The organism is Streptomyces sp. CB01373 (assembly GCF_002803075.1).
GTDB lineage: Bacteria > Actinomycetota > Actinomycetes > Streptomycetales > Streptomycetaceae > Streptomyces.
This window is the reverse complement of the sequence record NZ_NNBK01000003.1, coordinates 1-11169: the sequence shown is the minus strand read 5'-3', so window position 1 is coordinate 11169 and position 11169 is coordinate 1. Positions and strand designations below refer to the sequence as shown.

Below are 11169 nucleotides of genomic sequence, written 5' to 3'. Positions count from 1 at the left end.
GTCCCGACGGCCTCCCCCTCTGTCATCTCAACCTGAGAGTTTCACCGGGCCGCCCGAGGGCCCCGGTTTTCACCGTCGGTGAGAGCGGAAGACGTCGAAATCCGCTCTGCTTTCCAGAGTGACCTCGTCCGTGCGGTACGTGGGCCTGAGAGATTCCGGGGAGGATTTGCTCCTTCGGCGCCCCCGGTGATGCCGGAGGGCTCTCCCGCACGGGGTCAGCAGCCGTTGCCCAGCGTACCAGCGGGGCAGCCGCACGGGCCTTCGAGTGGCCGCTCTGCCGAATGTGCTCTTTTGTAGTGCTTACGGATGAGTTGCGACCACGTGGAGGGACAGTGCAGACGGAGATCGATCCGCGCAACCTGATCGGCCGCAAGGCGCTCGACCGCAACGGCCACAAGATCGGCACGGTGGACGAGGTCTACCTCGATGACGCCACCGGAATACCGGAGTGGGCGGCGATACGCACCGGCCTGTTCTCCCGGGACGCCTTCGTCCCCCTGGAACCCAGCGAACTGGTCGAGGGTACCCTGCGCGTCCCCTTCGACCGCACACTGATCAAGGAGGCCCCCGACTTCGGCGTGGGCCGCCACCTGTCCCCCGAGCAGGAACTGCAGCTCTACCACCACTACGGCCTCGACGTGGCTCCCCCGGCCGTCCCGGACCACCGCTTCGGCAAGCTGGCGGGCTCCGGCTCGGGCCCGGACGAGAGCTGAGCCGGAGGAACCTCAGGGACCAGAGGCAGGGGTTCGGCCGGTTCCAGGTCCGGGTCGTCCAGAGGGAACGTGCGGACCCGGCCCGGCGCGGAGCCGGGGGTCTCGAAGCGGACGGTGACGCGGCCGAGACCGCTGCCCTGCACCCATCCGTGGCCGTACTCGGCGTGCCGCACGTCGTGGCCCGCCGGCAACCGCCGCTCGGTGTGCGCCGGCTGCTGCTCGGCGGGTTCCTCGGGCCGCTCCTCGGCCGGGCCGCGACCCTCCGCTCCCTCGGCCTGCGCGCCCGCCGCCTGCGCGAACAGGTCCTCCTGGGTGTAGTCGGCGAGCCCTGACACACCCACGCCGAGCAGCCGCACGCCGCCGGTGGTGTCCACGGAGTCCAGCAGCCGGGCGGCCGCCTCCCGTATCACCGCGGGGTCGTCGGTGGGCCCGCGCAGGGTCTCGGAGCGGGTCAGGGTGGAGAAGTCGTAGCGGCGCACCTTCAGCACGATGGTGCGCCCCGACAGACCGGCACCGCGCAGCCGCCCCACGCAGCGGTCGGCGAGCCGCTGCACCTCCAGGGCGACCCGGACGCGGTCGTGGATGTCCACGTCGTAGGTGTCCTCGACGGACACCGACTTCGCCTCGCGCTCGGCGACGACGGGACGCTCGTCGTGGGCCAGCGCCATCGCGTACAGCGCGTGCCCGTGCGCTTTGCCCAGCAGCCGTACGAGCTCGTCCTCCCCGGCCTCGGCGATCTCCTCGACGGTGTGGATCCCGGCCCGCCGCAGATGGTCGCCTGTGGCCGGGCCGACGCCCGGCAGGGTCCGCACGGACAGCGGCCCGAGCAGGGCACGCTCGGTGCCCGGCTCGATGAGCACCAGCCCGTCGGGCTTGGCCCGCTCGGAGCCGATCTTGGCGAGCATCTTGGAGGCGGCCAGCCCCACGGACCCCGTGAGCCCTGTGACCGCCCGGATGTCGGCGCGCAGTCTCGTCCCCGCCAGCCGGGCGGATTCCGCGTCCCAGGCGGCTCCCCCGGCCTCCAGGTCCACGAACGCCTCGTCCAGGCTCAGTGGCTCCACCAGCGGCGACAGCGTCCGCAGCAGGCCCATCACCCGCTCGCTGATGGAGCGGTAGAAGGCGAAGCGCGGCACGAGGTACGCGGCGTTCGGCGCCAGCCGCCGCGCCTGGGCCATCGGCATCGCGGAGTGGACACCGAAGACCCGCGCCTCGTACGACGCGGTGGCCACCACCCCGCGCGGTCCCAGCCCGCCCACGACCACGGCCTTCCCGCGCAGGCTCGGCTTGGACCCCTGCTCCGCGGAGGCGAAGAAGGCGTCCATGTCGAGATGGAGGATCGTGGGTGCGGTTCTCACATCTACGATGCTGCACCACGCCACTGACAACGCCCCGGTGGATCGGGCCGGGTCAGCGGCGGGTCGGTGGCCGAAACGCCCGTGTCGGCCCGGGGGACGGCTCAGACGGCCCGGTTGCGCCGCCGTGCCAGCTCGTCACGCGGGTTGGGCCCCACGAGCGTCTCCCCGGTGTCGATCCGCTCACCGTGCAGCTGCGACAGCGCGCTCTCCACATCGCGCCACACCACGCCGATGGCGATGCCGAAGATTCCCTGGCCGCCCTGGAGCAGGGCGTGCACCTCGTCGGGCGACGTGCACTCGTACACCGTGGCACCGTCGCTCATCAGCGTCATCCGCTCCAGGTCACGGAACCCGCACTCGCGCAGGTGCTGGACGGCGGTACGGATGTTCTGCAGCGACACACCGGTGTCGAGGAACCGCTTGACGACCTTCAGGACGACGACGTCCCGGAAGCTGTAGAGGCGCTGGGTGCCCGATCCGTGGGCGGGCCGCACGCTGGGCTCGACCAGCCCGGTGCGCGCCCAGTAGTCCAGTTGCCGGTAGGTGATACCGGCGGCCGCGCAGGCCGTCGGACCGCGGTAGCCGATCTGCTCGGTCGCCATGACCGCCGCCCCTCCGCTGCTCGGCACCGCCGTCGGTCGCTGCGGAGCACGACCGGCCACGCCATCGAGAGGGGGATACCCCCCGCTCGGTCGGATCCGAGAGCCCGGGGGAGGGTACGGACCGCTTCCCCCGGCATTGCGTCCGGGGGCACCCCCAGCCGTACCGTCGCCGCTGCTTCTCACGCCGACCTCCGTCCTTGACCTGCCTCCTCGACGGTAGGCAGTCACCAGGGGTGCGTCAACGATCGCCACACTCGGCACGCCGAGTGATAATCACCCTAAGAGTGGTTTCGCGTACCCCATCGCCGGGAAAGGCTATCCGAATGCTCCGGAGGGAGGGCGCGGGGCGGTCTCCCGTGGCTCATTCGGACGCTTCACTGGCTACTGGTGCCGAAGTCCTCCGGCGAGATCTGGTCGAGGAACTCGCGGAACTTCTCCACCTCGTCCTCCTGCTCGTCCGGGATCGCGATCCCCGCGTCGTCCAGCACCGTGTCACTGCCGAAGATCGGCGTCCCGGTGCGCAGGGCCAGCGCTATGGCGTCGGACGGCCGGGCGCTCACCTCGACACCGCTGGCGAAGACCAGCTCGGCGTAGAAGACGCCTTCACGCAGGTCCGTGATGCGCACTTCCGTGAGTTCCTGGCCGACCGCCTCCAGCACGTCCTTGAACAGGTCGTGGGTCAGCGGTCGCGCGGGGGCCATGCCCTGCTGGGCGAAGGCGATCGCCGTCGCCTCCCCTGGCCCGATCCAGATGGGGAGGTAGCGGTCGCCTCCCACTTCACGCAGGAGCACGATCGGTTGGTTGGAGGGCATCTCGACCCGGACACCTACGACATCGAGCTCGTTCACACAGCAACCCTAGGCGGTGCCCGGGACGTTTGGGTAGTCGGGCCGGGCATGGGAGGAGGATCCGGCCCTCTCCGGCCCGCTCACGGGAGCCGCAACCCGAGCGCCGTCTGGACCAGCACCGCGTGCAGCCGCACCGTGAGCTCGGCGAGCTCCTTGGCGCGGGCCTCCGCATGTGCCCTGGTCTGCGGGTTACGGTGCCGCTTGAGCGGCGCCACCACCTGGTCGACGAGCCCGGCCTCCCGGTCGGCGGCCGCTTTCATCACCCGCAGATGCCGGGGCTCGATCCCGAAACGCCCCAGCTCGGACACGAGCGAGGCCACGGTCACCGCCTCGGCGCCGTAGGCACCGTCCGCGGGCGGAGTGAGCAGCCCGTACGACTCCCACTCCTGGAGCTCCCCCTCCTCGATGCCCACGGCGGCAAGCAGCTCGGCCCGCCCGATCCGGGCTCCCGCCGGCGCCTCGGCCGGCGGCGGCACGGATCCGCCCTCACGCTGCCGGCCGACCGCCGGCAGATGGACCGCCTCGCCGCGCTCCATCGCGTCCAGGTACTCGCGGATCACCTTCAACGGCAGGTAGTGGTCACGCTGCATCCGCAGGACCAGGGCCAGCCGCTCGACGTCGCCGGTGCTGAACTTGCGGTACCCAGAGGGGGTGCGGCGCGGCTCGACGAGGCCCTCCGACTCCAGGAAGCGGATCTTGGAGACGGTGACCTCGGGAAACTCACCGCGCAGCGCGTTCAGCACCGCGCCGATGCTCTTCAGCCCACTGTCCGTGGCGGCGGTGCCGTGCCCGGCACCGCCGCTCGGTGATTGACGCATGGACCTTCCCTGACAGGTCAGACGCCCTGCCGGCTCGAGTAGAAGACCAGCCGGTACTTGCCGATCTGCACCTCGTCGCCGTTGGACAGAGCGACCTGGTCGATCGGCTCCCGGTTGACGTACGTGCCGTTCAGACTGCCGACGTCGGCCACCGTGAACGAACCGTCCGGGCTGCGGCGGAACTCGACGTGGCGGCGCGAGACCGTCACGTCGTCCAGGAAGATGTCGCTCTGCGGGTGACGCCCGGCCGTGGTCAGCTCGCCGTCCAGGAGGAAGCGGCTGCCGGAGTTCGGTCCGCGGCGCACCACCAGCAGGGCCGAGCCCAGCGGAAGCGCGTCGACGGCCGCCTGTGCCTCCGGAGACAGCATCGGCGTCTGGCCGGTGGCCTCGGCGTCGTAGGCCTCCAGACCGGAGATGGAGATCGTCGAGGTCGTCTCCGACGAGCGCTCCGGCGTCGCGCCGGGCCGCAGCGGCGCGCCGCAGTTCGAACAGAAGCGGCTGTTCTCCGCGTTACGGTTACCGCACCTCGAGCACACCAGGACGGACATGGACGGATCCTCCTGCCGCGGCTGCCCCGCAGGGGCATCGGACGCGTACGGGCCGGCCGCGAACCCTCCAGCCGTACCTGAGGTTGACGGTTCCCCGAAACCTATGCCGCCCGACTGGGCAGGGTCAACCGACGGCGCGCCCTGACCGGCCACCTGGTCCCTGAACAGCGGACGCTGACCCTCCGCGTCGGGCTGTGCGCGGTGACGGGCCGTCGCGTTCTCGCCGCCCTCTCGCGCACTCTTGCCGAACAACTTCGCAAACAACTTCACGGGCGATTCCCCTTGACCGAAACAGACCCGCCCGTGGGGCAGGACGAACCCTGACTGCATACACCGGTCGACCCGGACATCCTCACAACGTCCGTATCCACCAGACAGTTTCCACCACGCACCACCCAATCGGTGCGCCGACCCCCCGCAACCTCATGCCCCTGCCGGACGACCGCCATGCACCGCCGGTTCACCGCGAGGACGACCGAGCGTAGTCAGGCGCCTTCACCGCCCGCAAGGCGTCCACGACGATCTTGTCCGAACGGTCGATCGTCACCGTGGCCTGCTCCTTCTCCAGGGTCTGCACCACGCCTCCAGGAATGTTGAGCGCCGGTTCGAGGTCCTGCGGCTTGCCGATGACCTTGAAACGATACGGAGTGTTGATCTTGTTCCCGTCGACGTCCACACCCTTGCCGGAATCGGTCAGATAGGTGTTCGCGACCACCCGTACACCGTTCACCTCGATCGCCTCCGCACCGGCCGCGCGCAGCTCCTGTATCGCGTCGAGCAGCATGTCCGGCCGGACCGTTCCCTTCGTGTCCTCGATCGTGATCGTGATGCCGGGTCCCTGCGCCGCCACCGTGCCCGCGAGGATGCCGAGTTGCTTCTCCTTCTCGGCCGTCTGCCTGCGGGCCTCCTCGGCCTGGTCCGAGCTGTTCTCCAGCTCCTGGCGTTGCTTCTCCAGACCCTGCTTCTCATCCTCAAGACGCTGAGTCCGGTCGTCCAGTTCATCGAGGATGCGGACGAGATCCTCCTGCCGGGCGCCGCGGAGCGCGTTGTCGCCGCTGCTGTTGGACGCGACCTGGACCGCGAGTCCGAAGCCGAGGCCGAACAGCAGCAGGGCGACGACGAGTTGGGCCCGGGTGAAGCGCGGCGGCCACAGCCCCTGGGCCAGCCGCTGGCGACCGCTCAGCGCGGGCTCGGAACTCTCCTCGGTGCCCGGGCCCTCACCGGCGGCCGTCCGCGCCGGCACTTCCTCGGGCAGCTCCTGACGCAGCCGCTGCTGCTCGGGCGGGGTGTCGTGCTGCCCGTTCCCGGGCTGTTCGTCCTGGTTGCTCATCACTCTCACGCCCGGAACACGTGCCGTCGGATCGCCGCGGCGTTGGAGAAGATGCGGATACCGAGGACGACCACCACACCCGTGGACAGCTGGGCCCCCACGCCCAACTTGTCGCCCAGGAAGACGATCAGCGCCGCCACGACCACATTGGACAGGAACGACACGACGAAGACCTTGTCGTCGAAGATGCCGTCCAGCATGGCCCGCAGACCGCCGAAGACGGCGTCCAGCGCCGCGACGACGGCGATCGGCAGATAAGGCTCGACGACCGCCGGAACCTCCGGCCGGACCAACAGGCCGGCCACGACTCCCACGACGAGGCCCAGTACGGCGATCACGATGTGCCCTTCCCAGTGCTCGGCTGTGCTGTGCGTACGATCACACTCGGTGCGGCGGCCAGCCGGAGGTCGCTCTCCACGGAGATGCTGCCCCGGATGCCGTAGTTGTCCTTCAGGGCCTGGAGGTACAGCCCGTCGGGGCTGTCCTGGAACCGGTCGCTGAGCCGTTTCCCGTCCCCCACGGCGAGCACCGTGTACGGCGGCACCAATGGCTTGTTGTCGACCAGTATCGCGGCACCCGCTGCCCTGATCGCCGACAGGGCCGTCAGCCGCTGCCCGTTGATGGAGACGGCCTCGGCACCCGACTGCCACAGCCCGTTCACCACCCGCTGCATGTCCCGGTCACGCACCCGGCCCGTGTCGGAGAATCCTGACGTCCCCCGCGGACCGCCGCCGCTCGTGCCGGCCTCCTTGGCGTCGTCCACCACGAGCCGCACACCGGGGCCGTGCACCTCGCCGGCGCCCGCCAGCATGCTCACCAGGTCGGCCTGCGGGTTGCCGCCGGTGTCGCGGAGCGCCTGGCGCTGCCGGGCGCTCACGTCGTCGCGCAGCTTGTCGACGGTCACCTCGAGCTCGTCGGCCGCCGCGGTCTCCTTGTCGATGCGGTCGATCAGCTCCTGGCGCTCCTTGGCGACGACCGGGGCCGCCACACGCGCCTGGGCCGCTCCCAGGGTCACCACGAGCGCGGCCAGCACCAGCCCGCCCGCCAGGCCGAGCTTGGCCCGGACGGTTTTCGGCATGCCGCTCTCGCCCGCGGCCTTCTTCCGGGCGGCGGCCTCGGCGTAACCGTCGTCGAGGCTGTGGTCCATGACGTTGGTGATCAACGACATGGAGGCGTCCGGTCGGGAGGGCCGCGCGGGGTTGCTCCGAATGGGGGGATGCTGCGGCATGCCGCACATCGTCGCACGACGTGGCCGTGACCTCCGAATGGGCCCACCGGCGTGCCGGACAGGCGCCCTTGGAGGTCACTTGTCCGGCACGCGCGCGTGCTGTCCGTTCTACCGGCCGCGGCCCTGCTCCAGCGGCCGGTCCACCTGCTGTTCTACCGGCCGGCGCTGTCCACGACCGCCGCCCACTCGTCCAGCAGCGCCTGGGCGGAGGCGTCGTCGGGTCCCTCTGCCCACAGATGGGTGACGGCCTCGGCCGGGTCGGGCAGGACCATCACCCAGCGGCCGTCGGTCTCCACGACCCGCACCCCGTCCGTGGTGTCCACGAAGCGGTCTCCGGCCGCCTCGACGACCCGGCGCATCACCAGGCCCTTCACGGCCCACGGCGTCGCCAGATCGCGCTTGAGAACGTGCGCGCGCGGGATCCGGGCGTCGATCTGGCTCAGGGTGAGCTGGGTGCGCGCGACCAGCCCGATGAGCCGTACGAACGCCGCCGTCCCGTCGTAGACACTGCTGAACTCCGGGACGATGAATCCGCCCTTGCCGTCGCCGCCGAAGATCGTCCCCTCCTCGCCGCCGACCCTTGTGAGGTCGTCGGGAGAGGTCGTCGTCCACTCCACCTGAGTGCCGTGGTAGGCGGCCACCTGCTCGGCGATCCGCGTGGTCGTGACGGGCAGCGCGACCCGGCCGCTGCGCCGCTCGGCGGCGATGAGGTCGAGCATCACCAGCAGTGCCCGGTCGTCCTCGATGATGCGGCCCCGCTCGTCGACGAGCGACAGCCGCTCGCCCACCGGGTCGAACCGCACACCGAACGCGGCCCCGGAGGACGCCACTATCTCCCCGAGCCGGACCAGACCCGCGCGCCGCATGTCGGTGGTCTCCGTCGGACGGGCCTCGTTCAGCCCCGGGTTGATCGTCAGCGAGTCCACACCGAGCTTGCCGAGCAGGCTGGGCAGAACAAGCCCGGCACTGCCGTTCGAGGCGTCCACGACGACCTTGAGGCCCGACTCGGTGATCCCGGTGGTGTCGACGTTGCGCAGCAGCGAACCGGTGTACGAGTCGAAGACACTGGACGGGAAGTACAGGTCACCGATCTCGCCCGGGAACGCACGCCGGTACTCCTGGCGCGCGAAGACCCGGTCCAGCTTGCGCTGGCTGCCCTGCGACAGGTCGGCGCCCTGTCCGTCGAAGAACATGATGTCGACCGAGTCGGGTACCCCGGGCGTGGTCCGGATCATGATGCCGCCGGCGCTGCCCCGCGCGGTCTGCTGCCGGGCCACCGGCAGCGGTACGTTCTCCAGGTCCCGTACGTCGATGGCGCTGGCCTGGAGGGCCGAGATCACCGCCCGCTTGAGCGCGCGGGCACCTCGGGAGTGGTCGCGGGCCGTGGTGACCGTGGAGCCCTTCTTGAGCGTGGTCGCGTAGGCGCCGGCGAGCCGTACGGCAAGCTCCGGGGTGATCTCCACGTTCAGGATCCCGGACACTCCGCGCGCCCCGAACAAGTGCGCCTGGCCCCGCGACTCCCAGATGACCGAGGTGTTGACGAAGGCGCCGGCCTCGATGGTCTTGAACGGATACACCCGGACATTGCCCTGCACGATCGATTCTTCACCGATCAGGCACTCGTCTCCGATGACCGCTCCGTCCTCGATCCGCGCCGCGCGCATGATGTCGGTGTTCTTGCCGACGACACAGCCGCGCAGGTTGCTGTGCTGGCCGATGTAGACGTTGTCGTGCACGACGGCCTTATGAAGGAAGGCACCGCTCTTCACGACGACGTTGGAGCCGACGACGGTGTGCTCGCGGATCTCGGCGCCGGCCTCCACCTTGGCGTAGTCGCCGATGTAGAGCGGCCCGCGCAGCTCAGCGTCCGGGTGGACCTCGGCGCCCTCGGCGACCCAGACTCCCGGGGAGATCTCGAAGCCGTCGATCGCGACGTCGACCTTGCCCTCCAGGACGTCCGCCTGTGCCTTCACATAGCTCTCGTGGGTGCCGACGTCCTCCCAGTAGCCCTCGGCGATATAGCCGTAGATCGGCTTGCCTTCCTTCATCAGCTGTGGGAAGACGTCGCCGGACCAGTCGACCGGAACATCGGGGTCGACATAGTTGAACACCTCGGGCTCCATCACGTAGATGCCCGTGTTCACGGTGTCGGAGAAGACCTGGCCCCAGGTCGGCTTCTCCAGGAAGCGCTCGACCTTGCCCTCTTCGTCGACGATGGTGATACCGAATTCCAGCGGATTGGGCACGCGCGTGAGACACACGGTCACCATCGCGCCCTTTTCCTTGTGGAAATCGATCAGCCGAGTGAGGTCGAAGTCGGTCAGGGCATCGCCGGAGATGACGAGGAAGGCGTCGTCTTTCAACGCCTCCTCGGCGTTCTTGACGCTTCCGGCGGTTCCGAGTGGCTTCTCCTCATTGGCATAGGTGAGCTCCATTCCGAGCTCTTCACCATCTCCAAAGTAGTTCTTGACCAACGAGGCCAGGAACTGGACTGTGACGACGGTCTCATTCAGCCCATGCCTTTTGAGCAGCCGCAGCACATGCTCCATGATCGGCCGGTTGACCACCGGCAGGAGCGGCTTGGGCATACTCGAGGTCATCGGACGAAGGCGCGTGCCTTCGCCTCCGGCCATCACGACGGCCTTCATGTCGGAAGCGTCCTCCTCCAAAGAGACGACGATCTAGCCGACTGCACCCGTTCTGATTGTCCCGCACTTTTCTCAGGCGGGCCATCGGAGCCCCCGCGGCTGCCTCGATGAGGGAACTCAGTCGGCCATGGCGTCCGCACGGACCAGACGGCGGACTTGTACCACGTAGAGGACTCCTGCCCACCAATAGAGCGTTGTACCCCATCCGGCGAACGCCCATCCGAAAATAGCCGCGAGTGACGCGATCCATCCGCTGCCGTCACTGAGCAGCAACAAGGGGAACGCATACATCAGGTTGAACGTCGCCGCCTTACCCAGGAAGTTCACCTGCGGCGGCGGGTAGCCGTGCCTCCTGAGGACACCCACGGCCACCAGGAGCATCAATTCGCGTGCCACGAGCAGAGCTGTCAGCCACAGCGGCAGAATCTCGCGCCAGGTGAGACCGAGGAGCGTGGAGAGGACGTAGAGCCGGTCGGCCGCGGGGTCGAGCAGCCGGCCGAGGCTGCTGACCTGGTTCCACCGTCGGGCGAGCTTGCCGTCGAGGTAGTCGCTGACGCCGCTCAACGCGAGCACCAGCAGGGCCCAGCCGTCACTCTTGGGGCCACCGAACTCCGGCCGGAGGATCAGCCACAGGAAGAGGGGTACGCCGACGAGCCGTGCCATGCTGAGGATGTTCGGGATGGTGAGGACTCGGTCCGTCTGGACACGGGTCTCCTGGACCTCCACCCGGGGGCCTCCTGTGGGAAAGATACCGACGATGCCTCCTGACTTTACCCCAACGCAAAAAAGCTCCGGCTCCCGGGCTGTTTGCCCAGGAGCCGGAGCTCTAAAGGTAGTTCGGCGGCGTCCTACTCTCCCACAGGGTCCCCCCTGCAGTACCATCGGCGCTGTGAGGCTTAGCTTCCGGGTTCGGAATGTAACCGGGCGTTTCCCTCACGCTATGACCACCGAAACACTATGAAACAATCAACCGGAGCCGTAACACATGGCTACGACGGTTGTTCGTGGTTTCAGAACCAACACAGTGGACGCGAGCAACTGAGGACAAGCCCTCGGCCTATTAGTACCGGTCACCTCCA

11 protein-coding genes, 1 rRNA gene and 1 riboswitch are annotated in these 11169 nt (G+C 69.1%); of the genes, 1 reads left to right on the top strand and 11 read right to left on the bottom strand.

What is annotated here, in order from left to right:
* Nucleotides 1-123: 123 nt before the first annotated feature.
* Nucleotides 124-218: riboswitch (glycine riboswitch) on the bottom strand.
* A 114-nt stretch (nucleotides 219-332) separates the two neighbouring features.
* Nucleotides 333-713 carry a PRC-barrel domain-containing protein gene (locus CG719_RS04755; protein WP_199836520.1) on the top strand — a complete coding sequence of 127 codons (381 nt, stop codon included), beginning with the start codon at nucleotides 333-335 and terminating at the stop codon, nucleotides 711-713.
* Here the strand turns inward: CG719_RS04755 and CG719_RS04750 are convergent.
* From CG719_RS04750 to rrf, 11 genes are all read right to left on the bottom strand, one after another.
* Nucleotides 626-2068, bottom strand: a complete 1443-nt coding sequence (locus tag CG719_RS04750) for a DNA polymerase IV (protein ID WP_100567223.1) — start codon at nucleotides 2066-2068, stop codon at nucleotides 626-628. The genes CG719_RS04755 and CG719_RS04750 overlap by 88 nt on opposite strands.
* A gap of 101 nt (nucleotides 2069-2169) precedes the next feature.
* On the bottom strand, nucleotides 2170-2853 hold the full coding sequence (locus CG719_RS04745; protein WP_100567222.1) for a MerR family transcriptional regulator: 684 nt from the start codon (nucleotides 2851-2853) through the stop codon (nucleotides 2170-2172).
* A 191-nt stretch (nucleotides 2854-3044) separates the two neighbouring features.
* A complete protein-coding gene (locus CG719_RS04740) occupies nucleotides 3045-3518 on the bottom strand; it encodes a bifunctional nuclease family protein (protein ID WP_037684412.1) in 474 nt (157 codons plus the stop codon).
* An 80-nt stretch (nucleotides 3519-3598) separates the two neighbouring features.
* Nucleotides 3599-4336, bottom strand: a complete 738-nt coding sequence (gene ftsR / locus CG719_RS04735) for a transcriptional regulator FtsR (protein ID WP_100567221.1) — start codon at nucleotides 4334-4336, stop codon at nucleotides 3599-3601.
* Nucleotides 4337-4353: 17 nt separating this feature from the next.
* Nucleotides 4354-5214 carry an FHA domain-containing protein gene (locus CG719_RS04730; RefSeq protein ID WP_199836519.1) on the bottom strand — a complete coding sequence of 287 codons (861 nt, stop codon included), beginning with the start codon at nucleotides 5212-5214 and terminating at the stop codon, nucleotides 4354-4356.
* A gap of 130 nt (nucleotides 5215-5344) precedes the next feature.
* Nucleotides 5345-6214 carry a DUF881 domain-containing protein gene (locus tag CG719_RS04725; protein WP_100567219.1) on the bottom strand — a complete coding sequence of 290 codons (870 nt, stop codon included), beginning with the start codon at nucleotides 6212-6214 and terminating at the stop codon, nucleotides 5345-5347.
* A 5-nt stretch (nucleotides 6215-6219) separates the two neighbouring features.
* Nucleotides 6220-6552, bottom strand: a complete 333-nt coding sequence (locus tag CG719_RS04720; RefSeq protein ID WP_003988855.1) for a small basic family protein — start codon at nucleotides 6550-6552, stop codon at nucleotides 6220-6222.
* Entirely contained in the window at nucleotides 6549-7442 is an 894-nt protein-coding gene (locus CG719_RS04715; protein ID WP_376496205.1) for a DUF881 domain-containing protein, read from the bottom strand. Before CG719_RS04715 ends, CG719_RS04720 begins: the two co-directional genes overlap by 4 nt.
* Nucleotides 7443-7594: 152 nt before the next feature.
* A complete protein-coding gene (locus tag CG719_RS04710) occupies nucleotides 7595-10090 on the bottom strand; it encodes a mannose-1-phosphate guanyltransferase (RefSeq protein WP_100567217.1) in 2496 nt (831 codons plus the stop codon).
* 117 nt (nucleotides 10091-10207) lie between these two features.
* Complete coding sequence (locus CG719_RS04705) at nucleotides 10208-10816, bottom strand: CDP-alcohol phosphatidyltransferase family protein (RefSeq protein ID WP_100567216.1); 609 nt, start codon at nucleotides 10814-10816, stop codon at nucleotides 10208-10210.
* Nucleotides 10817-10925: 109 nt separating this feature from the next.
* Nucleotides 10926-11042: ribosomal RNA gene (gene rrf / locus CG719_RS04700) — 5S ribosomal RNA — on the bottom strand.
* Nucleotides 11043-11169 lie beyond the last annotated feature (127 nt).

Bases quoted from the DNA above. Each gene is read 5' to 3' on its own strand.
- ftsR (WP_100567221.1), bottom strand. From the start codon at position 4,336: ATGCGTCAATCACCGAGCGGCGGTGCCGGGCACGGCACCGCCGCCACG.
- CG719_RS04730 (WP_199836519.1), bottom strand. From the start codon at position 5,214: ATGCAGTCAGGGTTCGTCCTGCCCCACGGGCGGGTCTGTTTCGGTCAA.
- CG719_RS04710 (WP_100567217.1), bottom strand. From the start codon at position 10,090: ATGAAGGCCGTCGTGATGGCCGGAGGCGAAGGCACGCGCCTTCGTCCG.
- CG719_RS04725 (WP_100567219.1), bottom strand. From the start codon at position 6,214: ATGAGCAACCAGGACGAACAGCCCGGGAACGGGCAGCACGACACCCCG.
- CG719_RS04715 (WP_376496205.1), bottom strand. From the start codon at position 7,442: ATGCCGCAGCATCCCCCCATTCGGAGCAACCCCGCGCGGCCCTCCCGA.